The sequence below is a fragment of the Verminephrobacter aporrectodeae subsp. tuberculatae genome (genome assembly GCF_026127385.1).
Lineage (GTDB): Bacteria > Pseudomonadota > Gammaproteobacteria > Burkholderiales > Burkholderiaceae_C > Acidovorax > Acidovorax aporrectodeae.
In genome coordinates this window covers 919,021-942,478 of sequence record NZ_QZCX01000001.1, presented here as the reverse complement: position 1 = coordinate 942,478, position 23,458 = coordinate 919,021, and the positions used below count along the sequence as shown (strand labels likewise).

Below are 23,458 nucleotides of genomic sequence, written 5' to 3'. Positions count from 1 at the left end.
CGCGCACGGCCCACCCCCCTGTGAACCCATGGGTGCTGCCCGTCATTTCTTGTCGCGCAGCTCGCGGCGCAGGATCTTGCCCACCGGGGTCTTGGGCAGCTCGGTGCGGAACTCGATCAGCTTGGGCTGCTTGTAGCCCGTGAGTTCCTTGTGGCAGAACTCGCGCAGTTGGGCCTCGGTCAGGTCTGCGGACTTTTTCACGACGACGAGTTTCACGGCTTCGCCGGTCTTTTCATCGGGCACGCCGACCACGGCGCATTCGAGCACGCCGGGGCAGTTGGCAACGACCTGCTCGACCTCGTTGGGGTAGACGTTGAAGCCGCTGACCAGCACCATGTCCTTTTTGCGGTCGATGATCTTGAAGAAGCCGCGCCCGTCGATCACGCCGATGTCGCCGGACTTGAAGTAGCCGTCCGCGGTCATGGCCTGCGCGGTTTCTTCGGGGCGCTGCCAGTAGCCGGCCATCACCTGCGGGCCTTTGATGGCGATCTCTCCGGGCTGGCCGGATTGCGTCACCTCCTTGCCTTCGTCGTCGAGCAGTTTCATCCAGGTGCCCGGAATCGGCACGCCGATGGTGCCGGTGAATTCGGTCACCGTCACCAAGTTGCAGCTGACCGAGGGGCTGGTTTCCGAAAGGCCGTAGCCCTCGCAGACGGGGCAGCCGGTCTTCTCCAGCCAGAGCTTGGCCACTGCGTCCTGCACCGCCATGCCGCCGCCGAGCGAGACCCTGAGGTTCGTCCAGTCAACGCTGCCAAAGTCCGGGTGGTTCGCCAAGCCATTAAACAGGGTGCTGACGGCCGGGAAGCTGTGGAAGCGGTGCTTGGACAGTTCCTTGAGCACGGCGGGCAGGTCGCGCGGATTGGGGATCAGGATGGTTTTGCCGCCCAAGCGCATGGAAAGCATCATGTTCACGGTGAACGCGAAGATGTGGTAGAGCGGCAGCGCGCAGACGGCGGTGGGCTGTTCGCCAGCGGGGATCTTCTCCATCGCGGGGGCGTTCCAGGCCTCGGTCTGCAGCACGTTCGCGATCACGTTGCGGTGCAGCAGCACCGCGCCCTTGCTCACGCCCGTGGTGCCGCCGGTGTACTGCAGCAGTGCGATGTCGTCGGGCGCGATGCCGGGTTTGCGCAGCGTGCCCTGCGTGCCCTGCGCCAGGGCGTCGTTGAAGCGCACGGCGCGCGGCAGCGCATAGGCCGGAACCATTTTCTTGACCTTGCGCACCACGTAATTCACCAGCGCGCCCTTGAGCAGGCCGAGCTGGTCGCCCATGGCGCACAGCACCACGTGCTCGACGGGCGTGCGGGCCAGGCATTGCTCCAGCGTGGTGGCAAAGTTCTCGATGAGCACGATGGCCTTGGCGCCCGAGTCCTTGAGCTGGTGCTCGAGCTCGCGCGGTGTGTACAACGGGTTCACGTTGACCACCACCAGACCCGCGCGCAGGATCGCCGCGACCACCACGGGGTACTGCGGCACGTTGGGCAGCATGATCGCCACGCGCTCGCCCGGGGCCAGGCCCAGGCCCTGCAGGTAGGCCGCGAACGCCCTGCTCAGCGCGTCGGTCTGCGCGTAGCTCACGTCCTTGCCCATGAAGCTGTAGGCGACGCGGTCGGCGTATTTCGCGAAGGCCTCGTCCATGAGCGCGACGAGAGATGCGTAGCGCGTGGCGTCGATGTCGGCGGGCACGCCTTGCGGGTAGGCGGCCAGCCAGGGGCGGTCAGTTGTCATATGGGTCTCCTCCAAACTGCTCTCTACCAGGGGAATCCTGGGATTGTCTTCGCCGGGGATGGGTCTGCGGGGATGTGCTTTCCCCTATCCGAATCCCCGGAAAAGACCGTGCGAACGGGGTTCTTCTTACTCGATGGCCTTGGCGATGTCCTCGACGATCTTTTTCGCGTCGCCGAAGACCATCATGGTTTTGTCCAGGTAGAACAGCTCGTTGTCCAGGCCCGCGTAGCCCGCCGCCATCGAGCGCTTGTTCACGATCACGGTCTTGGCCTTGTAGGCCTCGAGGATCGGCATGCCGTAGATCGGGCTGCCCTTGGTGTGCGCCGCAGGGTTGACCACGTCGTTCGCGCCAAGGATGATGGCCACGTCGATTTGGCCGAATTCGCCGTTGATGTCTTCCATCTCGAAGACTTGGTCGTAGGGCACCTCGGCCTCGGCCAGCAGCACGTTCATGTGGCCGGGCATGCGGCCGGCGACGGGATGGATCGCGTATTTCACGCTCACGCCCTTTTCCCCGAGCTTGGCGGCCAGTTCCTTGACGGCGTGCTGGGCGCGCGCCACGGCCAGCCCGTAGCCCGGAACGATGACCACGGTTTCGGCGTTGCCGAGCACGAAGGCCGCGTCGTCGGCGCTGCCGCTCTTCACGCTGCGCTGCGCCTGGCCACCCGCTGCGGCGGCCGTGGCGTCGCCGCCAAAGCCGCCCAGGATCACGTTGAAGAACGAGCGGTTCATGGCCTTGCACATGATGTAGCTCAGGATCGCGCCGGAACTGCCGACCAGCGACCCCGCAATGATCAGCATGGCGTTGTTCAGCGAGAAGCCGATTCCGGCCGCCGCCCAGCCCGAGTAGCTGTTGAGCATGGACACCACCACCGGCATGTCCGCGCCGCCAATCGGAATGATGATCAGCACGCCGAGCACGAAGGACAGCGCCAGCATGGCAAAAAACGCCGCCCAGTTCCCGCTGAACATGAACAGCAGACCCAGCCCCACGGTCGCCAGCCCCAGCACCAGGTTCAGCAGATGCTGGCCGGCAAACTGCACCGGCGCGCCCTGGAACAGGCGCAACCGGTACTTGCCCGAGAGCTTGCCGAACGCGATCACCGAGCCGCTGAACGTGATGGCGCCGATGGCCGCGCCCAGAAAGAGTTCGAGCCGGTTGCCCGCCGGGATCGGCTGCCCTTTGGCCACGATCTGGAAGGCCCAGGGCTCGGCCACCGCCGCGACGGCGATGAACACCGCCGCCAGGCCGATCATGCTGTGCATGAAGGCCACGAGCTCGGGCATCCTGGTCATCTCCACCCGATGCGCCATGAAAGCGCCAGCGCCCCCCCCGAGCAGCAGCGCGGCGAGCACGTACACCATGCCCTCGGCCCGGCCCCCGGACAGCGTCACGACGAGCGCCGCCGTGGTCAGGACGGCGATCGCCATGCCGAGCATGCCAAAGACGTTGCCACGGATCGACGTGGTGGGATGCGACAGGCCCTTGAGGGCCTGGATGAAGCAGACGCTGGCGACCAGGTACAGCAGCGTGACGAGATTCATGCTCATGCCGGGCCTCCCTGCGCGCCGGGGGCGGCTTTTCTTTCCTTTTTCTTGAACATTTCGAGCATGCGCCGCGTGACGAGAAAGCCGCCGAAGACGTTCACCGCGGCCAGCGCCACGGCGAGCACGCCCATGCTCTTGCCCAGCGCAGTCTCCGTGAGGGCCGCGGCGAGCATGGCGCCCACGATCACGATCGCCGAGACGGCATTCGTCACCGCCATGAGCGGCGTGTGCAAGGCTGGCGTGACGGTCCACACAACGTGGTAGCCCACGTAGATCGCGAGCACGAAGATGATGAGATTGATCAGGGTGGGGGAGACGGCGTCCATGGGAGTCCTTCGTTGGGCATTGCATTCAGCGGGTGGGGGGAGGCCTGTCCCGCAGATCCTGCAGTCGGCTCATGCGCGTTTCACCGTGCCCGCGTGCGCCACGAGGCAGGCCGCGACGATGTCGTCCTGCAAGTCCATGTGCAGCGCACCGTCCGGGTTGACGATGAGTTTGAGAAAGTCCAGCACGTTGCGCGCGTACAGCGCCGACGCGTCGGCCGCCACGAGCGCGGGCAGATTGGTCTCGCCCACCAGCGTGACGCCATGCTTGACGACGGTCTTGCCGGCTTCGGTGAGCGGGCAGTTGCCGCCTTGCGGGGCGGCGATGTCGACGATCACCGACCCGGCCTTCATCGATCGGACCATGTCCTCGGTGACCAGCACCGGCGCGGGTCGGCCCGGGATCAGCGCGGTGCTGATGAGCACGTCGGCCTGCGCCACGCGCTTGGCCACCTCCACCTTCTGGCGCTCGAGCCAGCTTTGCGGCATGGGCCGGGCGTAGCCCCCCACGCCCTCGGCGGCGTCCCTTTCCTCCTGCGTCGTGCAGGGCACGTCGATGAACCGCGCGCCCAGCGATTCCACCTGCTCCTTGACGCCGGGACGCACGTCGGAGGCCTCGATCACGGCCCCGAGCCGCTTCGCCGTGGCGATGGCCTGCAGCCCCGCGACCCCCACGCCCAGGATCACCACGCGCGCGGCCTTCACGGTGCCCGCAGCGGTCATGAGCATGGGGAAGAAGCGCTGGTAGCGGTCCGCGGCAATCAGCACGGCCTTGTAGCCGGCGATATTCGCCTGCGAGGACAGCACGTCCATGCTCTGCGCCCGCGTGGTGCGCGGAGCCGCTTCCAGCGCGTAGGCCGTCACCCCCGCAGTGGCCAGCCGTTGCAGGCCCGCGGCATCGAAGGGATTGAGCATGCCCACCAGCGTGGCGCCAGCGCGCAGCCGCGGCGTTTCGGCCTCCACGGGGCAGCGGACCTTGAGCACCAGGTCCGCGCTCCAGGCCGCCGCGGCGTCGGAAATCTCCGCCCCGGCGGCCACGTAGGCCGCATCGGGAACGCTCGCCGCGATGCCCGCACCGGCTTCGATGCGCAGCACGTGCCCCTGGGCCTTGAGCTTTTTGACCGTCTCGGGCGTTGCGGCGACCCGGGTCTCGCCTGCCATGGATTCCGCAGGCACTCCAATTTGCATGTCATCTCCTCGATGGGGTCTGTTGAGACTGCTTGCCGGGCGCGAGCTTACATGAAGAAATCTCCCTTACTGCCGCGTCCCCGCCCCGGTCGCCTGGTCTGATTTCTCCGCCGTTCTGTCATAACATGCATGCATCGCCAGACAGAGGATGCCGCAAATGACCATCACCACCGTTTCATCACGCGACTTCGCACGCGACTTGGCCACGGCGAAGAAGGCCACCAGCGCGGGCCCGGTGTTCATCACGGACAGGGGAAGGCCCGCGTTGGCACTGCTCAGGATCGAGGACTACTACCGGTTGGCGGGCGAGAAACCCCGCACCCTCCTGGACGCCATGGACGCCATTGCTTGCCCGCCAGGAATCGATTTTCCGGCGGAGCGCGTTCGCGACTGGCCCCGCGAGACCGAGCTCGGCTGATTCGGCGTGTTCATTCTCGACACCTGCGTCCTGGCCGAGCTGCGCGCCAACAAGCCGCGGGCTGCGCAGGCGGTGAGGGCATGGGCAAGCCAGCAGCCCATGGCCGGGCTCTACCTCTCGGCCGTAACGCTCATGGAACTGGAGATCGGGGTGCAGCGCATGCAGCGCAAGGACCCCGTGCAAGGCGCGCACCTGCGGGCCTGGGCGGAACGAACCACCGAGCGCTTCGAGGACCGCATCCTGCCCATCACGGCGCGCACGGCGTGGGTGTGCGCAAGTCTGCACGTGCCGAATCCACGCCCCCTGGGAGACTCCCTGATCGCTGCGACCGCCCTGGAGCACGGCTTTACCGTGGTGACGCGAAACCTCGCCGACTTCGCCGGAACGGGCGTCAAAATCCACGACCCCTGGACGCAAACCGCTGTCGATTGACAGCGTCCGTCAGTGCACCTCCTGCGCGAGCGCGCCCGAGGCGTACCGGGAGGCCATCGCCGACAGGCCGTGCCCCTCGATCCTGGCGCCCTGGCCCTCGCAACCGAACGCGATGTAACGCTGCCGGCAAACCGCCTTGGCGGCCTCGCGCGCCGGTTTGAGCCACTCGCGGGCGTCGAACTTCTCGGGGTTTTCAAACAGGAACTTGCGCACCGCGGCCGTCATGGCCAGGCGGACGTCCGTGTCGATGTTGATCTTGCGCACGCCATGCCGGATGGCTTCCTGGATTTCCTCGACGGGAACGCCGTAGGTTTCCTTGATCTTGCCGCCGTACTGGTTGATTTCGGCGAGCAATTCGGCGGGCACCGACGAGGAGCCGTGCATCACCAGATGCGTGTTCGGAAGGCGCTGGTGGATTTCCTTCACGCGGTCGATCGCCAGAATGTCGCCCGTGGGCCGGCGGCTGAACTTGTAGGCGCCATGGCTGGTGCCGATGGCGATCGCCAGCGCGTCGAGCTGCGTGGCTTGCACGAACACGGCGGCCTCCTCGGGGTCGGTGAGCATCTGGCTGTGGTCGAGCCGGCCAGCGGCGCCGATGCCGTCTTCCTCGCCGGCGTCGCCGGTCTCCAGGTTGCCCAGGCAGCCGAGTTCGCCCTCGACGGTGACGCCCACCTTGTGCGCCATCGCGACCACCCTGCGCGTCACGTCCACGTTGTAGTCGAACGAGGCCGGGGTCTTGCCGTCTTCCATCAGCGAGCCGTCCATCATCACCGAGCCAAAGCCCAGGTCGATCGCGCCCTGGCAGACCTTGGGCGATGTGCCGTGGTCCTGGTGCATCACCAGCGGAATATGCGGAAAGGCCTCGGCGGCCGCCTGGATCAGGTGCTTGATGAAGGGCTCGCCCGCGTACTTGCGCGCGCCCGCGCTGGCCTGCAGGATCACGGGCGCGCCGGTCTCGTGCGCGGCCGCCATCACGGCCTGGACCTGTTCCAGATTGTTCACGTTGAAGGCCGGAATGCCATAGCCATTGCTGGCCGCATGGTCGAGCAGTTCGCGCATCGAAACGAGGGGCATGGTCGTAGGGTCCGTTCGGACGTTCAGGGTTGGGGGCCGGGCATTGCGGTGTGGTCGCCGCTTCGGAGTCGGTCATTTTACCGAGGGTCAGCATCACCGGCGGAACGGATGAATCCATGCGAACCCGGCGGGCCCCGATCCCATGTCGCCATCTGGACAGAGTAAAAACGAACGACCGTGCTACAACTGCGCCGCACCCAGGAGACGCAGCGCATGGATCTCGCATTCACCCCCGAAGAACAGGCCTTCCGCGAGGAGGTTCGCGCCTGGGTCCGCGCCCATCTGCCCCAGGACATTTCCCGCAAGGTGCGCAACGCGCTGCGGCTGACCCGTGCCGACTACCAAGACTGGGCCAGGATTCTGGGCAAGAAGGGCTGGCTCTGCTTTGGCTGGCCCCGGGAGTTTGGCGGTCCCGGCTGGACCGTGGTGCAAAAGCACCTGTTCGAAGAGGAATGCGCGCTGGCCGGCACGCCCCGCATCATCCCGTTCGGTCCGGTGATGGTCGCGCCGGTGCTCATGGCCTTCGGCAGCGCCGCGCAGCAAAGGCGCTTCCTGCCCGGGATCGCCAGCGGCGAGGTGTGGTGGAGCCAGGGCTACAGCGAACCGGGATCGGGCTCGGACCTGGCCTCGATCAAGACCCGCGCCGAGCGCGTGGGCGACAAGTACATCGTGAACGGCCAAAAAACCTGGACCACCTTGGGCCAGTACGGCGACTGGATGTTCAACCTGGTGCGCACCAGCACCGAGGGCAAGCCCCAGGCCGGCATCTCGTTCCTGCTGCTGGACATGAAGTCGCCCGGCGTCACCGTGCGCCCGATCAAGTTGCTCGACGGCGAGTGCGAGGTCAACGAGGTGTTCTTCGACAAGGTCGAGGTGCCCGCCGAGAACCTGGTCGGAGAAGAGAACAAGGGCTGGACCTACGCCAAGCACCTGCTCGCGCACGAGCGCACGAATATCGCCGACGTGAACCGCAGCAAGCGTGAGCTCGAGCGCCTGAAGCGCATCGCCAAGGCAGAAGGCGTGTGGGACGACGCACGCCTGCGCGACCAGATCGCGCTGCTCGAGGTGGACGTCGTGGCGCTCGAAATGCTGGTGCTGCGCGTGCTCTCGGCGGAGAAGTCGGGCAAGAACCCGCTGGACATCGCCGGCCTGCTCAAGATCCGCGGCAGCGAGATCCAGCAGCGCCTTGCCGAGCTGATGATGCTCGCCGCCGGCCCGTTCTCGCTGCCCTTCATCGAAGAGGCCATGGAGGCCGGCTGGCAGGGCGACTTTCCCGGCGGCGTCGCGGCCAACGCCGCGCTTGCGCCAAGCTATTTCAACCTGCGCAAGACCACCATCTACGGCGGCTCAAACGAGGTGCAGCGCAACATCGTCGCGCAGACCCTGCTCGGTTGAGCGTGGCGCGCGCGCAGTTCCATCCCGGGGAGGCAAGAACATGGATTTCGATTTTTCCGACGACCAAGCGCAGCTGCGCGACGCCGTGCGCAAATGGGTGGACAGGGGCTACGGCTTCGAGCGCCGCCGGGCCATCGTGGCCGCGGGGGGCTTTGCGCGCGCGGCATGGAACGAGCTCGCCGCTCTGGGCCTCATGGCCCTGACGCTGCCCGAGGCCCACGGCGGCATGGGCCAGGGCGCGATCGACGCCATGGTGGTGGCCGAGGAACTGGGCCGCGGAATCGTCCTGGAGCCGATTGCGCAGGCCTTCATCGCGGGCAGCGTGCTGTCGAAGCACGCGCCGGCCGCCGTGCAGTCGGCCTGGCTGCCCCGCGTCGCCAGCGGCGAAGCGCTGCTGGTGCTGGCCCAGCAGGAGCGCAGGGCGCGCTACCGCCTCGACGTGTGCGACGCCCAGGCCAGCGCGTCGGGCGCTGGCCATGCGCTCAGCGGCGCGAAGAACCTGGTCGCAGCCGGGGACCTGGCCGACGCCTTCATCGTCGCGGCCCGGCTCGACGGCAGGATCGCGCTGTTCCTGGTGCAGCGCGCCGCCGCCGGCGTGAGCGCGCAGGGCTACGCCACGCAGGACGGCAGCCGCGCCGCCGAAGTGCGCTTCAGCGACGCCCCCGCCACGCTCCTCACCCGCGACGGCCTGGCCGCGCTGGAACAGGCCGTGGACACCGGCATTGCCGCGGCCTGCGCCGAGGCCGTGGGGGTCATGGACAGGACGCTGGCCCTCACCATCGAATACCTGCGCCAGCGCCAGCAGTTCGGCGTTCCCATCGCGAGCTTTCAGGCGCTGCGCCACCGCGTGGCCGACATGAAGATGCAACTGGAATTGGCGCGCTCGATGAGCTACTACGCCAGCCTCAAACTGGACGCGCCGGCTGCGCAACGCCGCGCCGCCATGGCCCGCGCCAAGGTACAGCTGGGCCAGTCGATGCGCTTCGTGGGCCAGCAGGCGGTGCAGTTGCACGGCGGAATCGGCGTGGCCGACGAATACATCGTGAGCCACTATTTCAAAAAGCTCACGCAGCTGGAAATGGTTTTTGGCGACACGCAGCACCACCTGGGAGAACTGTCGGGCTGCATGCAGGAGACGGCGGGCGTCTTCGCCTGACTTGGTGCCCGGCCCCGCAAATGGCAGCGCATGAAATTGCGCTTTTCGTTCGATGGCGCGATGGCGCGAAAGTCTATCTCCTGCCACTCCCCGCAGTTCCGCAATCGGTATTGTTTGTACCGGATTCGGAACTCAGCCGTGCCGGATGGCCACGGTCTTGAGCGTGGTAAAGCCGTATAGCGCCTCGAAGCCCTTTTCGCGACCGTAGCCGCTGGACTTGACGCCGCCAAACGGCAGTTCCACGCCGCCTGCGGCGCCGTAGTTGTTGATGAACACCTGGCCGCTGCGCACACGCCTGGCCATGCGCAGCTGGCGCGCGCCGTCGCGCGTCCAGATGCCTGCCACCAGGCCGAAGCGCGTGGCGTTGGCCAATTCCACGGCGTGCTCCTCGTCCTGAAAAGCCATGGCCGAGAGCACGGGGCCAAAGACCTCCTCTTGCGCCAGGCGGTGCTGCACCGGCACGTCGCGCAGCAGGATGGGGGCCTGGTAGAAGCCGGTCTCGGGCGCTTCGTCGACCACGATGCCCTGCGCCACCGTGGGGATTCCGGCGCGCTGCGCGTCCGACAGGAAGTCCCGCACGCGCTGCTGCTGCGCGCGGCGGATCAGCGGGCCGGCGTCCAGGTCCATGGCGGCGGGGCCGACGCGCAGCTCTCCAAAGGCCCGGCCCAGGCGCTCCAGCAGGGGTTCGTAGATCGGCGCGTGGATCAGCACGCGGGACCCCGCCGAGCAGGTCTGCCCGGCGTTCTGCACGATGGCCTGCACGACGGCGGGGACGGCGGCGTCCAGGTCGGCGTCGGCAAAGATGATTTGCGGGCTTTTCCCGCCCAGCTCCAGCGTCACGGGGCAGTGGCGCTCGGCGGCCAGCTGCTGGATCAGCGTGCCGATTGCGGGGCTGCCGGTGAAGCTGATGTGGTCGATTCCCGGGTGCCGCGCGAGCGCGTCGCCCACCTCATGGCCGTAGCCGGTGACGATGTTCAGCGCGCCCGGCGCAAGGCCCGCCTCGACCGCCAACTGCGCCACGCGGATGAGCGACAGGCAGGCGTCTTCGGCCGGCTTGACCACGCAGGCATTGCCCGCCGCGAGCGCGCCCCCCACGCTGCGGCCAAATATCTGCATGGGGTAGTTCCAGGGGATTACATGGCCCGTCACGCCGTGGGGCTCACGCCAGGTGAACGCGCTCGAGCCGTCGGCGCAGGGAATGGTCGCGCCATGGAGCTTGTCGCAGGCGCCGGCGTAGAACTCGAAGTAGCGCGCGAGCGCGAGCGCGTCGCTGCGCGCCTGCCGCGTGGGCTTGCCGCAGTCGCGCTGCTCCAGCGCGGTCAGCTCGTCGGCATGCTCCAGTATCTTGGCGGACAGCCGCTGCAGCAGGCGGCCCCGCTCGGCGGGAGCCATCTTCCAGGTGTCGTGGCACGCGCGCGCCGCGCGCACCGCGGCGTCGATGTCTTCGGCGCCGCTGCGCTGGATCGCGTCGAAGGGTTGGCCGTCGGACGGGTCGATGACCGGGATCGTGCGGCCCGTTGCGCACGCGACCGGGGCATTCGCGATGTGGTTCAGTTGCATGGGCGCCGATTCTGCGCGCAAAGGACTGCGTCGCCCCGTGGAGCCCGCTTCCTCCCGGCCGAGGGTGGCGCAATCACCGATCCAGCGCCGACTTTTTCCAGGCGCTGGCCGCAGCGCCGTCGTCCCCGCGCTGCTCGGCGAGCTCGGCCAGATGGCGCCAGGCGCTGGCGCGCAGGCCGGCGTCGCCCAACTGCTCGGCGGCCTGGGTGAGCAACTGCCGGGCCTTGCCCCAGAGCTGGCGCTTCAGGCAGGCCATCCCCGCCAGGTACTGCAAGCGGGCGTCGCGCGGATTTGCCTGCTGGGCCGCTTCGATGCGCGCCAGCCAGGGGACGTCGAGCGCATCCAGCCCGGCTTCGAGGGCGCGCACGAGTTTCAGCGCGTGCTGTTCGGCAAGCGCGTCGGGCAGTTCCAGCACGAGCTCCCACACGGGCAGCAGCCAGGCGCGCACCTCGGTGGTTGTGCCGCCCAGCGCCACCAGCCGCTGCGCGGCGTGGATCGCGAGCTCGGGCATATTGCGCTCCGGGCCTTCCAGCGCGCGCCAGATCTGCTCCAGTTGCGCGCCGTCGCGCGCGCTGTCGATGAGCTCCATGGCCAGGCCGCGCACGATGCTTTGTGCTGCGCTGGGCGAGAACGCGCGGTGCTTGCCCAGCAGGCGCGCGGTGTCGAGCGCCTCCTGGGTCTGCTGCGCCAGGCGTGCGGCCTTGAGTTTGATGCGCAGCGCCAGGGTGCGCCGCGCCGCGCCTTGGGGCAGCGTGGCCAGGCGTTCAAATGCGGCGCCCGCGTCCCGGTCGTCCAGCGCCCACTGGGCGGCGCGCAGTTGCGCACCTTCGCGCATTTCCTGCTCGCTCACGCTGCCGCGTGCGGGGGCCTCGCGCAGCGCCTCCTGCAAGTGGCTTGCGCGCCCGGCGTGGTCCCGCAGGGCGTGCGCGGATTCGGCCGCAAGCACGTGCGCCAGGACGCGCAATTGCTGACCGTGCGGCACGGCCTGGCCCCCCGCGGCCAAGGCCTGTTCCTGCGCCAGGGCGGCCACGGCCGCCTTGCGCGCGCGGATGAAGCGGCCGCCGAACATCTGGATAAGTGCGTCGAGCAGGGCGCCGTGCATGGCGCGTTCCTTTTGCTGCGCGCGCCAGCGGCGCGCCTTGTGCGGCAGTTCCAGCAACGCAGCGAGCGCGCGCAGTGCGGCGTACAGCGTGACGAAGCCGCCGCCCGAGACGAGCAGCACCAAGTTCAGCGACAGGTCGATGCGGTAAGGCGGCCAGAACAGGGTCACGCTGCCTTGGTTGTTGCCCGCAAACAGCGCGACAGCCACGGCCACGCCGAACAGCGCCAGGATCCACAGGGCCGCGCGCATACGGACCGCCGCCTCAACGCCCCGCAGCGGCCGTGGCCAGCGCGGAGAGGGTTTCGTCGAGCCGCGGCAATGGCGCTGCCCTCATTGCGGCCTGCGCCTGCTGCAAGTCGGTGGCGGCGTTTTGCGTGCGGCGCGACGCAGGGTCGAAGTATTTGTTCAACGCGGTCGTGGCGGCGGCGAGGTCCGCCCGCGCCGCTTCGAACTGGCGCGCGAGCAGCCCCAGGCGCGCGTTGAGCAGCTTGAGCTTGAGGTTTTCGCGCAGGAAGAAACTCTGTTCGGGCGCGAGCAAGATGGCCTCGGGCCGATCGATGCGGCTGACGCGCACGAGGCTGCGGGCCTCGTCGCGCAGCACCTCCCAGCCGCGCTGCAGCGCGACCTGCCAGCCAGCCAGGCCGCGCCGGTCGGCGGGCGCGCTCGCCTGCGCCGCGCCGCGCCGGGTGGCGCCCGCCTGGAGCACGGCGTTTTGCACGGGCAGCTCGTCCACTTGGCGCACCAGTTCGTCGAGCCGGGCCAGCAGGCCGGCGGTGTCGGTCACGCTGGCCCGCGACAGGCGGTCGAGGTCGAGGCCGATGGCGCGCTGCACGGGGGTCAGGCGCGGTTGCGCCGCGCGTTCGATGCGCTGCTGCGCGCTCTTGAGCGCCGCCACCAGGGGTTCCAGGCTGCCGCTGAGCTGCGCCTGCTGCTGCGCCAGCCGGATCGCGGATTCGATGTCCACCAACAGGTTCTCGTCGCGCGAGCGCGACAGGCTCTGCATGAGCTCTTCGAGCTGGCTGCGCTGCAGCGCCACTTCGCCGAGCCGGGTTTCGGCGACGGACAGGCGCGCCGCCGTGTCGCGCACCAGTTCTTCGGCCTGCCGGGCCATGCTGCGGGCCTCGATGGCGAGCGCGGCCGAGTCCGCGGACTGCCGCGCCAGCTGTTCCTGGATGGTGCCGAGCTTTTGCCACAGCATGCCGTTGCCCAGCAGCGCCGCCGCGGCCAGGGCGCCGAGCAGCACCATGCCCACCAGAGTGCCGCGTGCGGCGGCAGGGGCAGCCGGAACGACCGGGGCCGCGGGGGCAGTTGGGGCTGAGGACGCGTCGGGCAGGTCCTTGGTGGGCGCGGGGCTCATGCGGCCGATTCTATCGAGGCCAGCACGTCCGCCAGCGCCGGGCGGCATTCGTGCACGCGGCCAAAACCCAGCGCCCGGGCCGCTTGCGCGATGCGCGGGTGCGTGCTCAGGGCCTGCGCCGCAGCCCAGCGTTGGGCCGGCAGGGCCGCGGCCAGGTGGGCCACGGCTTCGGAACTGCTCAGCAGCCAGAGGGATCCGTCCTGCGCCGCCTGCTGCGCCAGCGCCCGCTGCGCGGCGCCGAGCCGGGGTGCGCTGCGTTCATACGCCACCACGCATTCCACCTGCCCGCCGGCCGCCTCGATCTGGCACGCAAACCAGTCCCGGCCCGTGCCCTGCACGGCGTCTTCGGCGCCCCGGGAGCGCCCGCGCACGATCAGCACGCGGTCGCCCGGCCGGATTTGCGGGGCCACCTGCTGCCACAGCGCTTCGGAGTCGAATTGCGCCGCGTCGGGCGCGGGGCCGTCGATGCAGGCGCGCGGGACGCCCGCCAGAACGAGCGCGTGGAGCGTTCCGGGGCCGGGCGCGAAGGCCCGCGTTTTTGCCGCAACCAGGGAATGAACATCCGGCGCCATCGACGGCCCGTTCGGAGCATTCGATGCAAAAAAATGGGCCACGGCGTGGCCGCTGACGAACATCAGCGCCCGGTAGTGGTGCTGCGCCAGCCGCGCGCGGGCCTGGCTCAGCGCCTGCTGCGCAGCGGGGTCGGTGCAGGGGCCGATGCCGATCAGCGGCAGCGCGGCGGCGGTGATTCCACGTGCGCCCAGTTGCCGCACCCAGTGCGCGGCGGCGTCGGCGGGCCGCGTGACGATCACCCGGGGGGGCATGGCGTCGGTGCCCCGTCCGGGGCCGGGCCGCTGCCCCGGGCGCCACCGGCGTGCAGGCGCCGGGCGACGGCGCTGCCCAGCGCCTCGGCCTGCGCCAGGGTGGCGACGGGCGCGCTCGATTGCGCGCGCACCAGAGGCGCGCGTCCTTCCGGCTCGCCCCACACGGCGTCCAGCCGCAGCACGGCGCCGGTCAGCACGCCGTGGGCGGCCAGCGGCGTCGAGCAACTGCCGCCCATGGCCCGGCTCACGGCGCGCTCGGCGGCGACCGTGAGCCAAGTGGGCTGGTGCGCCAGCGGGGCCAGCGCGGCGATCAGGTCCGCGCGATCGCTGCGCACCTCGATTCCCAGGGCGCCCTGGCCGGCTGCGGGCAGCATGGCCGCGGGCTCGAACAGGGCGCAGATGCGCGCTTCCAGGCCCAGGCGCTTCAAGCCCGCGGCCGCGAGCACGATGGCGTCGTAGCGGCCTTCGTCGAGCTTGCGCAGGCGCGTATCGAGGTTGCCGCGCAGCACCTCGATCCGCAGGTCGGGCCGCAGCGCCTGCAACAGCACCTGGCGGCGCAGGCTGGAGGTGCCCACGCGCGCGCCCCGGGGCAGGGCGTCGAGCCCCGCGTAGCGCGCCGAGACCAGGGCGTCGCGCGGGTCTTCGCGCTCCAGCACGCAGGCCAGGGAGAGGCCTGCGGGCAGGTCCATGGGCAGGTCCTTGAGCGAGTGCACGGCGATCTGCGCACGGCCCTGCACGAGCGCCGCTTCGAGCTCTTTGATGAACAGGCCCTTGCCACCCACCTTGGCCAGCGAGCGGTCCAGAATCTGGTCGCCCCGGGTCGTCATGCCCAGCAGCTGCACGCCGTGGCCACGCGCCTGGAGCAGGGCCTGCACATGCCGGGCCTGCCAGAGCGCCAAGCGGCTCTCGCGCGTGGCGATGACGAGGGGGATGGGATGCGTGCCGCTCAAAATTCGTAGCCTGCCGGGAGATATGCGAGATATGCGCGAGATATGCGCTTGGACGGGCGGGCGATGCTAGCATGCGCCCGCGCCACGCCGTAGCGGCGCGGCCCGTGGCCCGTCAGCCCGCCTTGGCCGCGGATTTCCCCGCCGCCGGTCGCGCCGGACACCCCCCATCCACTCCGGAGATACCCGCATGCAAGCATCCGACAAGGACCAACCCCTGATCGACGACATCCGTCTGCTGGGGCGCATTCTGGGCGACGTGATCCGCGAGCAGGAGGGGGTCGCCGCGTACGAGTTGGTGGAGCAGGTGCGCAGGCTCTCCGTCGCCTTCCGCCGCGACGCCGACCCGCAGGCCGAGCGCGCGCTCAAGAAGCGGCTCAAGTCGCTCTCGGGCGAGCAGACGGTGAGCGTGATCCGCGCCTTCACCTATTTCAGCCATCTGGCGAACCTGGCCGAAGACCGCCACCACATCCGCCGCCGCGCCGTGCACGAGCGTGCGGGCGACACGCAGGATGGCAGCATCGAGCTGGCCCTGTCGCGCCTGCGCCGCGCGGGCATCACGCCGCAGACCATCGCGCAGACGCTGGCGGGCAGCCACGTCGCCCCCGTGCTCACGGCGCACCCCACCGAGGTGCAGCGCAAGAGCATTCTGGACGCCGAACGCGGCATCGCCCAACTGCTCGCCGCGCGCGACGACGTCCAGGCGCACGCCCGGCTGCACGGCGGCGCCCCGGACGCGCTGACCCCGCGCGCGCTGGCCGCCAACGAGGCCCGGCTGCGCGCGCGCGTGGCCCAGCTGTGGCAGACGCGCCTGCTGCGCTACAGCCGGCTCACCGTCGCCGACGAGATCGAGAACGCGCTCTCCTATTACGAGGCCACCTTCCTGCGCGAGATCCCCAAGATCTACGCCGCGCTGGAAAACGAACTTGGTCCGCACCCCGTGCACAGCTTTCTGCGCATGGGCCAGTGGATCGGCGGCGACCGCGACGGCAACCCCAACGTCACGGCGCAGACCCTGGAGCATGCGCTCGGCCGCCAGTCCGAGGTGGCGCTGCGCCACTACCTGACCGAGGTGCATTACCTGGGCGGCGAGCTCTCGCTGTCCGCGCGCCTGGTGCAGGTCTCGGACGCGATGCAGGCGCTGGCGCTGCGCTCGCCCGACACCAGCGAACACCGCCGGGACGAGCCCTACCGCCGCGCGCTCACGGGAATCTACGCCCGCCTGGCCGCGACGCTGCGCGAGCTGACCGGCGGCGAGGCCGCGCGCCATGCGGTCGCGCCGCAGAACGCCTACGCCGACGCGCAGGAGTTTCTCGCCGACCTGCACGTGATCGAGGCCTCGCTCGCATCGCACCACGGCCAGGCCCTGGCCGCGGAGCGCCTGCACCCGCTGATCCGCGCCGTGCAGGTGTTCGGTTTTCACCTGGCGACGGTGGACCTGCGCCAAAGCTCGGACAAGCACGAGGAGGTGCTCGCCGAGCTGCTCGCCACGGCCCGCGTCGAGCCCCATTACGCCGGATTGCCGGAGGCCGCCAAGTGCGCGCTGCTGATCGGGCTGCTCAACGACGCGCGCCCGCTGCGCGTCGTCGGCGCCCGGTACGGCGCGCACACGCAGGGCGAACTCGCGATCTTCGAGGCGGCGCGCGCGCTGCGCGCACGCTTTGGCCACGAGGCCATACGCCACTACATCATCAGCCACACCGAAGCGGTGAGCGACCTGCTCGAAGTGCTGCTGCTGCAAAAAGAAGTCGGCCTGATGGACGGCACGCTCGACTCCCCGGCGCGCAGCCACCTGATCGTGGTGCCGCTGTTCGAGACCATCAAAGACCTGGCGCAGTCCGCGGACATCATGCGCGCGTTCTACGCGCTGCCCGGCGTGGCCGCGCTGGTGCAGCGCAGCGGCGGCGAGCAGGACATCATGCTCGGCTACTCCGACAGCAACAAGGACGGCGGCATCTTCACCAGCAACTGGGAGCTGTACCGCGCCGAAATCGCGCTGGTGCAGCTGTTCGACGAACTCGCCGCGAGCCACGGCATACAGCTGCGCATGTTCCACGGCCGCGGCGGCACCGTGGGGCGCGGCGGCGGCCCGAGCTACCAGGCCATCCTGGCGCAGCCGCCGGGAACGGTGCGCGGGCAGATCCGCCTGACGGAGCAGGGCGAAGTCATCGCATCGAAATACGCCAACCCCGAGATCGGCCGCCGCAACCTCGAGACCCTGGTGGCGGCCACGCTCGAGGCCACGCTGCTGCAACCCACCAAGCCCGCCCCCCGGGCGTTTCTGGAGGCCGCCGCAGCGCTCTCGCGCACCAGCATGGACAGCTACCGCGCGCTGGTGTACGAGACCCCGGGCTTCACCGAATACTTCTTCCACGCCACACCGATCCGCGAGATCGCCGAGCTCAACATCGGCTCGCGCCCCGCGTCGCGCAAGGCCAGCCAGAAGATCGAAGACCTGCGCGCCATCCCCTGGGGCTTCAGCTGGGGCCAGTGCCGCCTCACGCTGCCCGGCTGGTACGGGTTTGGCTCCGCGGTCGCGGCCTTCGTGAACCAGGAGGGCAAGGACCCCGGGGCGCAGCTGGCACTGCTGCAGAGGATGTACCGCCAGTGGCCGTTCCTGCGCACGCTGCTGTCGAACATGGACATGGTGCTGGCCAAGAGCGATCTCGCGCTGGCCTCGCGCTACAGCGAACTCGTCCCCGACACCCGCCTGCGCAAAAAGATCTTCCACGCCATCGAGGCCGAATGGCAGCGCACGGCCGACGCGCTCACCCGCATCACCGGCGACGCGCAGCGCCTGGCGCACAACACGGCGCTGGCCCGGTCCATCGCGCACCGCTTTCCGTACATCGACCCGCTGCACCATCTGCAGGTGGAACTGGTGCGCCGCTGGCGCGCCGGGCAGGGCGACGAGCGCGTGCAGACCGGGATCCACATCTCGATCAACGGGATTGCGGCCGGCTTGCGCAATACCGGGTGAGGGCGCGATCGCATGCGCCGGCCATTCGCAAGGGCGCTGCGCGGCTCGGCGACCGCGCATTCCGCCCGCGCCGGCGGCCCCGGACACGGCGCAACCGGCGCGGCGCGATGCAGAACGTTCAGGCAGTTACCTTGATTTGCTGCGCTGCAACAAAATTTCCCTTGCAATCGCGCGGCAAGTCCCTAAGATGCGTTTCCATGCTGCACTGCAACATGACTCTCCGGATTGGAAGCAGCGCAGATACTTCGGCAAGTACTTTGCAAGCCAACCTTGGCCCCCGGGGCCGCATTTTTCGGGAACATGACATGACGCTGACCGCTGAACAAATCCTGGCCTCGCACAAGGCCAACATCGAGACCCTGTTCGGTCTGACCACCAAAGCCTTCGAGGGCGTGGAAAAACTGGTCGAACTGAACGTGAGCGCTTCGCGCGCCGCGCTAACGGAGGCCGCCGAGCACACCCAGGCCGTGCTCGGCGTGAAGGACGCGCAGGAACTGCTGGCGCTGCAAGCGAGCCTGTTCCAGCCGCTGGCCGAAAAGACCGCCGCATACAGCCGCCACCTGTACGACATCGCCTCGGGCACCGGCACCGAGTTCGGCAGGGCCTTTGAAGCGCAGGCCGCCGACGCCCAGAAGACCTTCTCCAACCTGGTCGACAGCGCGTCCAAGAACGCCCCCGCCGGTTCCGAAACCGCCGTGGCCGTGATGAAGAGCGCCGTCTCTGCGGCCAACAATGCGTTTGAATCGGTGCAAAAAGCCGTCAAGCAAGCGTCTGACGTGGCCGAAGCCAACTTCAACGCCGTAACCAACACCGCAGCGAACGCGGCCAAGGCCGCCGTTCCGCGCAAGCGCTAAGCAATCTGCGCCCTGGAGCGCGCAGGCCCTTGGCGCACCAGTTGTCTCCTTGGATCCTCGCGAAACCTCCGTTTCCGGGATCCTTTCAGGCCCGGGTTCATAGCCGGGCCTTTTTTTCGGGCGCTTTCCGGGTGCACTTGGCGCATGAAAAACCGGGGCGCACCCCTGCGGAGCCGCTTGGGCCGCGCAAGCCGGTGGATACAATGAGTTAAATGAATTCCCGCAAGAATCATGCCCCATGAATCACCGCATCCCCCCCGTCCTCCTGCTCGCGGCCCTCGCCTGTCCCCTGGGAACGGCGCATGCCGAAAGGGCGGACCGCGGCAAGCCCATGAACATCGAGGCGGACACTTTGCGCCACGATGAGCTCAAGCAGACGAGCGCGTTTTCGGGCCACGTGGTCATGTCCAAGGGCTCGATCCTGCTGCGCGGCGCGCGGCTCGAACTGCGCCAGGATACCGACGGCTACCAGCACGGCGTACTCACCGCCGAGGCCGGAAAACGCGCCTTCTTTCGCCAAAAGCGCGATACCGCGGCGGGTGTGCCGGACGAATTCGTCGAGGGCGAGAGCGAAGTCATCGAATACGACGGCAAGGCCGACAGGATGCGCTTCGTCAGCCGCGCTGAGTTGCGCCGCTACCGCGGTGCGCAGCTCAGCGACGAGATCACGGGCGCCGTGATCGTCTACAACAACCTGACCGACGTGCTCACGGTGGACGGCGAGCGCGCATCTTCGAGCGGCGCCGGCGGCGCACCCACCGGCCGCGCACGCGCGGTGCTGGCCCCCAAGGCCCCGCCCAAGGACGATGCAGCGCCCCCTGCTGCAGCCGCACCCACGCTGCCAGCCCCCGTGCTGCGCCCGAGCAACCGTCTTGGTGGCGACAAGTGAGCGCGCAACCCGTGCATGCCGGCCCTGGCACCCAGGCGGGCAGCCGCCTGGAGGTGCAGCACCTGGCCAAGTCGTATGGCAGCCGCAAGGTCGTCAAGGACGTCTCGCTGGCCGTGCAAAAGGGCGAGGTCGTTGGACTGCTCGGCCCCAACGGCGCCGGCAAGACGACCTCGTTTTACATGATCGTGGGGCTGGTGCGCAGCGACGCGGGCGACATCCGCATCGACGACCGCTCGGTCGCGCACATGCCGATCCACCGGCGCTCGCGCCTGGGCCTGTCGTATCTGCCGCAGGAGGCATCCATCTTCCGCAAGCTGTCGGTCGAGGAAAACGTGCGCGCCGTGCTGGAACTGCAACGCGGGGACGACCACCTGCCGCTCTCCCGGGACGCCCTGGAAGAGCGCCTGACGGCCCTGCTGCAGGAACTGCGCGTTGACCACCTGCGGGCCTCCCCCGCGCTCGCCTTGTCGGGCGGCGAGCGCCGCCGCGTCGAGATCGCCCGGGCGCTGGCCACGCGGCCGCGCTTCATCCTGCTGGACGAGCCGTTTGCCGGAATCGACCCCATTGCCGTGATCGAGATCCAGCGCATCATCGGCTTCCTCAAGGCACGCGGAATCGGCGTGCTGATTACCGACCACAACGTGCGCGAGACGCTGGGCATCTGCGACCACGCCTTCATCATCAGCGACGGGCGCGTGCTCGCGCAGGGCACGCCGGCCGAAATCGTCGCCAACGCCGAGGTGCGCCGCGTCTACCTCGGCGAGCATTTCAGAATGTGATGAAACCCGGTCTGTCGCTGCGCGTCTCGCAGCATCTGGCACTGACCCCTCAGCTGCAGCAGTCCATCCGGTTGCTGCAACTGTCCACGCTCGAGCTCTCGCAGGAGATCGAGCAGATGCTCGACGAAAACCCGTTCCTCGAGCGCGCGGCGGACACGGCGCCGGGCGAGGAGTTTGGCCTCGACGCCGCGGACACGCCCGTGCAAATCGACGACTACGGCGCCGACGAGGCGCTCTTTGCCGGCGCCTCGGGCAGCAGCGCCGAGACGCCGGGGGGGGACGCCGACGCCTGGGACACCGCGGCGCAGGAGCCCGACTGGGGCGGCGACGGCAGCGTGGAGATCGCGCCCAACGACGCGGAGTGGGGCGGCGACGCGCCCTCGCGCAACCGCAACGACGCCGAAGGCGACGAGATCGACGCCACCGAGCTGGCGCGCACGCAGGAATCGCTGACCGCGTTCCTGCAACGCCAGGCCCTGGTGCTGCGCCTGTCGGAGACCGACCGCGCCGCGCTGCACTTCCTCATCCAATCGCTCAACGACGACGGCTACCTGGAGGACCCGCCCGAAGCGCTGGCGATCAGCCTGGCCGGTCCGGACGACCCGCAGCAGATCGAAGAACTGCTGCACCGGTTCACGGTGGCCCTGCACCTGCTGCAAAGCCTGGAGCCCGTGGGCGTGGGCGCGCGCAATCTCGCCGAGTGCCTGACGCTGCAACTCGACGCCCTGGCCCAGGACAAGGAGGCCGACCCCGACACCGTGCAAACCGCTCTGTGCATCTGCCAGCAACCGCTGGAAATGCTCGCCCGGCGCGACGTGCGCCGGCTCACCCAGGCCTGCGGCGGCGACGAGGAACGCACCCGCGCGGCCATGGCGCTGATCACCCGCCTGGAGCCCCGCCCGGGCCGCTGCTTTGCGGACGTGGAGCGCAACATCGTCGTGCCCGACGTCATCGTGCGCAAGGCCGGGCGCATGAATGGGCGGGACGGCCAGCACCACCTCATCGTCCAGCTCAACCCCGACGTACTGCCCCGCCTGCGCGTGCACGACATCTACGCCGGCGCGCTGCGCGGCTACAAGGGCGGCGCAGGCCACCAGGGCATGCAGCAGCGCCTGCAAGAGGCACGCTGGTTCATCAAGAACATCCAGCAGCGCTTTGACACCATCCTGCGCGTCTCGCGCGCCATCGTCGAGCGGCAAAAGAAATTCTTCACGCACGGCGAACTGGCCATGCGGCCGCTGGTGCTGCGCGACATTGCGGACGAACTGGGCCTGCACGAATCGACCATCAGCCGCGTGACCACCGCCAAGTACATGGCGACGCCCATCGGCACCTACGAACTCAAGTACTTCTTCGGCTCGGGCCTGGGCACCGAAACGGGCGGCAGCGCATCGAGCACCGCCGTGCGCGCGCTCATGAAACGCTTCGTCGCCGCGGAAAACCCCGCCAAGCCCCTGTCAGACAGCCAGATCGCCGCGCTGCTCAAGGAGCAGGGAATCGAATGCGCGCGCCGCACCGTGGCCAAATACCGCGAGGCGCTGAAGATCGCGCCGGCGAATCTGCGCAAGGCGCTTTAATAACCGCCATGCACGGCCCCATGCACCCACTCCCGCTCTTCCTTCCCTGCGCAGCAGGCGTGGAGCCGTACCTGGCCGACGAAGTGCACCGCATCACCGGCCTGACGGGGCAAGACCTGCTCACGGGCCGCGGCGGCGTGCTGCTGCGTGCCGCGTGGCGCGACGCACTGCGGCTGAACCTGCACAGCCGCCTGGCCCAGCGCGTGCTGGTGCGGCTGGCGCAGCGCCCGTACCGCTCGGAAAACGACCTGTACGCCGCGGCCAGCGAAGTGGCCTGGGAATCCTGGTTCACCCCGCGCCAAAGCTTCAAGGTCGAAGCCACGGCCCGGAACAGCCCGCTGCAAAGCCTGAACTTCGCCGCGCTCAAGGTCAAGGACGCCGTGGCCGACCGCTTCCGCACCCAGAGCGGCGTGCGACCCGACGTGAACACGCAGTGGCCCGACGTGCGCATCCACCTGCACCTGAGCGCCGACGAGGCCACGATCTACATCGACACCTCGGGCGAGCCGCTATTCAAACGCGGCTGGCGCGAGGAAACGGGCGCCGCGCCGCTCAAGGAAACGCTCGCCGCAGCCATGCTCGCCGCAAGCGGCTGGGACCCGCTGGGCGCGCAACCCGTGCCGCTGTACGACCCCTGCTGTGGCAGCGGAACCATCGCCATCGAGGCCGCACAAATCGCCTGCCGCATTCCCGCCGGAATGCGGCGGCGCTTTGCCTTTGAAAAACTGCTGCCCTTTCAGGCGCAGCCGTGGACCGCCATGAAAGACGAGGCCGCAGGCGCCATCCAACCCAGCCCCGTACCCATTTTTGGCAGCGACGTGGCCTTCCGCATGGTTGACTTCGCCGCGCGCAACGCCCAGCGCGCGGGCGTCGCCGACGCCGTGCAACTGCGCGGCGGCGACGCGCTGCAACGCCAGCCCCCCTGCGCGCAGGCCGGCGTGATGCTGCTCAACCCCCCGTATGGCGAGCGCATCGCCGCAGCCGGTGTCGCGGGCGGCAACGCCGCCGCACGCGCCGCGGACCGGGCCCGCGGCCTGGCCGTGGGCCGCGAGGCAGCGCACACCGACGAGGGCGGCGAATTCCTGCGCCAGCTCGCCACGCACTGGAAAAGGAACTACGCCGGCTGGACAGCCTGGATACTGACCCCGGACCCGAAACTTCCCGGCAAGCTGCACCTGCAAGCCGCACGCCGCGTCCCGCTATACAACGGCCCCATCGAGTGCCGCCTGCTGCGCTTTGACCTGACGGCAGGATCAATGCGCACGCCGCGTACCGCGCCAGCCGCTGCGGCCGATGGCGTTCAAGACCCGGCGCAATAAGGGCCTGCGCT

General features: G+C 69.1%; 20 protein-coding genes. 10 read left to right on the top strand and 10 right to left on the bottom strand.

Annotated elements, in window-relative coordinates; translation table 11 throughout:
• Positions 1 to 42 precede the first annotated feature (42 nt).
• From D5041_RS03955 to D5041_RS03940, 4 genes are all read right to left on the bottom strand, one after another.
• A complete protein-coding gene (locus D5041_RS03955) occupies positions 43 to 1,725 on the bottom strand; it encodes a long-chain-fatty-acid--CoA ligase (protein ID WP_265283921.1) in 1,683 nt (560 codons plus the stop codon).
• A gap of 126 nt (positions 1,726 to 1,851) precedes the next feature.
• The gene (locus D5041_RS03950; RefSeq protein WP_010104380.1) at positions 1,852 to 3,276 is read right to left on the bottom strand and encodes an NAD(P)(+) transhydrogenase (Re/Si-specific) subunit beta; all 1,425 of its coding nucleotides are present in this window, start codon (positions 3,274 to 3,276) and stop codon (positions 1,852 to 1,854) included.
• A complete protein-coding gene (locus D5041_RS03945) occupies positions 3,273 to 3,599 on the bottom strand; it encodes an NAD(P) transhydrogenase subunit alpha part 2 (protein WP_010104381.1) in 327 nt (108 codons plus the stop codon). Before D5041_RS03945 ends, D5041_RS03950 begins: the two co-directional genes overlap by 4 nt.
• A gap of 69 nt (positions 3,600 to 3,668) precedes the next feature.
• A complete protein-coding gene (locus D5041_RS03940) occupies positions 3,669 to 4,784 on the bottom strand; it encodes a Re/Si-specific NAD(P)(+) transhydrogenase subunit alpha (RefSeq protein ID WP_010104383.1) in 1,116 nt (371 codons plus the stop codon).
• Between the two features lie 157 nt (positions 4,785 to 4,941).
• On the opposite strand from D5041_RS03940, the gene D5041_RS03935 reads away from it, so the two are divergent.
• Together D5041_RS03935 and D5041_RS03930 are read left to right on the top strand one after the other, a co-directional pair.
• Positions 4,942 to 5,202 (top strand): type II toxin-antitoxin system Phd/YefM family antitoxin, encoded by a 261-nt coding sequence (locus D5041_RS03935; RefSeq protein ID WP_010104385.1) that lies wholly within the window; start codon positions 4,942 to 4,944, stop codon positions 5,200 to 5,202.
• A 6-nt stretch (positions 5,203 to 5,208) separates the two neighbouring features.
• Complete coding sequence (locus tag D5041_RS03930) at positions 5,209 to 5,634, top strand: type II toxin-antitoxin system VapC family toxin (RefSeq protein ID WP_010104387.1); 426 nt, start codon at positions 5,209 to 5,211, stop codon at positions 5,632 to 5,634.
• 9 nt (positions 5,635 to 5,643) lie between these two features.
• Here D5041_RS03930 and fba read toward each other — a convergent pair whose 3' ends face one another.
• The gene (fba, locus tag D5041_RS03925) at positions 5,644 to 6,708 is read right to left on the bottom strand and encodes a class II fructose-bisphosphate aldolase (RefSeq protein ID WP_265258230.1); all 1,065 of its coding nucleotides are present in this window, start codon (positions 6,706 to 6,708) and stop codon (positions 5,644 to 5,646) included.
• A gap of 213 nt (positions 6,709 to 6,921) precedes the next feature.
• Between fba and D5041_RS03920 the strand changes: the two genes are divergently transcribed.
• Both D5041_RS03920 and D5041_RS03915 read left to right on the top strand, forming a co-directional pair.
• Positions 6,922 to 8,103, top strand: coding sequence for an acyl-CoA dehydrogenase family protein (locus D5041_RS03920; RefSeq protein ID WP_010104388.1), 1,182 nt, complete (start codon positions 6,922 to 6,924; stop codon positions 8,101 to 8,103).
• A gap of 40 nt (positions 8,104 to 8,143) precedes the next feature.
• Entirely contained in the window at positions 8,144 to 9,259 is a 1,116-nt protein-coding gene (locus D5041_RS03915) for an acyl-CoA dehydrogenase family protein (protein WP_265283920.1), read from the top strand.
• Positions 9,260 to 9,391: 132 nt separating this feature from the next.
• Here the strand turns inward: D5041_RS03915 and D5041_RS03910 are convergent, their stop codons facing one another.
• From D5041_RS03910 to hemC, 5 genes are all read right to left on the bottom strand, one after another.
• Positions 9,392 to 10,819 (bottom strand): aldehyde dehydrogenase family protein, encoded by a 1,428-nt coding sequence (locus tag D5041_RS03910; protein ID WP_265283919.1) that lies wholly within the window; start codon positions 10,817 to 10,819, stop codon positions 9,392 to 9,394.
• Between the two features lie 73 nt (positions 10,820 to 10,892).
• Positions 10,893 to 12,170, bottom strand: coding sequence for a heme biosynthesis protein HemY (locus D5041_RS03905; RefSeq protein WP_265258233.1), 1,278 nt, complete (start codon positions 12,168 to 12,170; stop codon positions 10,893 to 10,895).
• Positions 12,171 to 12,183: 13 nt separating this feature from the next.
• Entirely contained in the window at positions 12,184 to 13,278 is a 1,095-nt protein-coding gene (locus tag D5041_RS03900; RefSeq protein ID WP_265283918.1) for a uroporphyrinogen-III C-methyltransferase, read from the bottom strand.
• Positions 13,275 to 14,102, bottom strand: coding sequence for a uroporphyrinogen-III synthase (locus D5041_RS03895; RefSeq protein ID WP_265283917.1), 828 nt, complete (start codon positions 14,100 to 14,102; stop codon positions 13,275 to 13,277). The genes D5041_RS03900 and D5041_RS03895 overlap by 4 nt, the downstream gene beginning before the upstream one ends.
• On the bottom strand, positions 14,087 to 15,052 hold the full coding sequence (gene hemC / locus D5041_RS03890) for a hydroxymethylbilane synthase (protein WP_265283916.1): 966 nt from the start codon (positions 15,050 to 15,052) through the stop codon (positions 14,087 to 14,089). The genes D5041_RS03895 and hemC overlap by 16 nt, the downstream gene beginning before the upstream one ends.
• Before the next feature lie 187 nt (positions 15,053 to 15,239).
• Here hemC and ppc point away from each other — a divergent pair, with 187 nt between their 5' ends.
• The 6 genes from ppc to D5041_RS03860 all read left to right on the top strand — a co-directional run bounded on the left by ppc (position 15,240) and on the right by D5041_RS03860 (position 23,447).
• Positions 15,240 to 18,029, top strand: a complete 2,790-nt coding sequence (ppc, locus tag D5041_RS03885) for a phosphoenolpyruvate carboxylase (protein WP_265258237.1) — start codon at positions 15,240 to 15,242, stop codon at positions 18,027 to 18,029.
• A 305-nt stretch (positions 18,030 to 18,334) separates the two neighbouring features.
• The gene (gene phaP, locus D5041_RS03880) at positions 18,335 to 18,883 is read left to right on the top strand and encodes a phasin family protein (RefSeq protein ID WP_010105417.1); all 549 of its coding nucleotides are present in this window, start codon (positions 18,335 to 18,337) and stop codon (positions 18,881 to 18,883) included.
• Positions 18,884 to 19,121: 238 nt separating this feature from the next.
• Positions 19,122 to 19,772, top strand: a complete 651-nt coding sequence (gene lptA / locus D5041_RS03875) for a lipopolysaccharide transport periplasmic protein LptA (protein ID WP_265258238.1) — start codon at positions 19,122 to 19,124, stop codon at positions 19,770 to 19,772.
• Positions 19,773 to 19,783: 11 nt separating this feature from the next.
• A complete protein-coding gene (gene lptB, locus D5041_RS03870) occupies positions 19,784 to 20,551 on the top strand; it encodes an LPS export ABC transporter ATP-binding protein (protein ID WP_029554422.1) in 768 nt (255 codons plus the stop codon).
• Entirely contained in the window at positions 20,551 to 22,128 is a 1,578-nt protein-coding gene (locus D5041_RS03865) for an RNA polymerase factor sigma-54 (protein ID WP_265283915.1), read from the top strand. The genes lptB and D5041_RS03865 overlap by 1 nt, the downstream gene beginning before the upstream one ends.
• 20 nt (positions 22,129 to 22,148) lie before the next feature.
• Entirely contained in the window at positions 22,149 to 23,447 is a 1,299-nt protein-coding gene (locus D5041_RS03860; protein ID WP_265283914.1) for a THUMP domain-containing class I SAM-dependent RNA methyltransferase, read from the top strand.
• The last annotated feature ends 11 nt before the right edge of the window (positions 23,448 to 23,458 follow it).

What these genes read in the sequence shown, in the direction of transcription:
- ppc (WP_265258237.1), top strand. Translation starts at nt 15,240, where the DNA reads ATGCAAGCATCCGACAAGGACCAACCCCTGATCGACGACATCCGTCTG.
- fba (WP_265258230.1), bottom strand. Translation starts at nt 6,708, where the DNA reads ATGCCCCTCGTTTCGATGCGCGAACTGCTCGACCATGCGGCCAGCAAT.
- D5041_RS03950 (WP_010104380.1), bottom strand. Translation starts at nt 3,276, where the DNA reads ATGAGCATGAATCTCGTCACGCTGCTGTACCTGGTCGCCAGCGTCTGC.
- D5041_RS03945 (WP_010104381.1), bottom strand. Translation starts at nt 3,599, where the DNA reads ATGGACGCCGTCTCCCCCACCCTGATCAATCTCATCATCTTCGTGCTC.
- phaP (WP_010105417.1), top strand. Translation starts at nt 18,335, where the DNA reads ATGACGCTGACCGCTGAACAAATCCTGGCCTCGCACAAGGCCAACATC.
- D5041_RS03920 (WP_010104388.1), top strand. Translation starts at nt 6,922, where the DNA reads ATGGATCTCGCATTCACCCCCGAAGAACAGGCCTTCCGCGAGGAGGTT.
- D5041_RS03940 (WP_010104383.1), bottom strand. Translation starts at nt 4,784, where the DNA reads ATGCAAATTGGAGTGCCTGCGGAATCCATGGCAGGCGAGACCCGGGTC.
- D5041_RS03915 (WP_265283920.1), top strand. Translation starts at nt 8,144, where the DNA reads ATGGATTTCGATTTTTCCGACGACCAAGCGCAGCTGCGCGACGCCGTG.
- D5041_RS03865 (WP_265283915.1), top strand. Translation starts at nt 20,551, where the DNA reads ATGAAACCCGGTCTGTCGCTGCGCGTCTCGCAGCATCTGGCACTGACC.
- D5041_RS03860 (WP_265283914.1), top strand. Translation starts at nt 22,149, where the DNA reads ATGCACCCACTCCCGCTCTTCCTTCCCTGCGCAGCAGGCGTGGAGCCG.
- D5041_RS03895 (WP_265283917.1), bottom strand. Translation starts at nt 14,102, where the DNA reads ATGCCCCCCCGGGTGATCGTCACGCGGCCCGCCGACGCCGCCGCGCAC.
- D5041_RS03905 (WP_265258233.1), bottom strand. Translation starts at nt 12,170, where the DNA reads ATGCGCGCGGCCCTGTGGATCCTGGCGCTGTTCGGCGTGGCCGTGGCT.
- lptA (WP_265258238.1), top strand. Translation starts at nt 19,122, where the DNA reads ATGAATCACCGCATCCCCCCCGTCCTCCTGCTCGCGGCCCTCGCCTGT.
- D5041_RS03900 (WP_265283918.1), bottom strand. Translation starts at nt 13,278, where the DNA reads ATGAGCCCCGCGCCCACCAAGGACCTGCCCGACGCGTCCTCAGCCCCA.
- D5041_RS03955 (WP_265283921.1), bottom strand. Translation starts at nt 1,725, where the DNA reads ATGACAACTGACCGCCCCTGGCTGGCCGCCTACCCGCAAGGCGTGCCC.
- D5041_RS03935 (WP_010104385.1), top strand. Translation starts at nt 4,942, where the DNA reads ATGACCATCACCACCGTTTCATCACGCGACTTCGCACGCGACTTGGCC.
- D5041_RS03910 (WP_265283919.1), bottom strand. Translation starts at nt 10,819, where the DNA reads ATGCAACTGAACCACATCGCGAATGCCCCGGTCGCGTGCGCAACGGGC.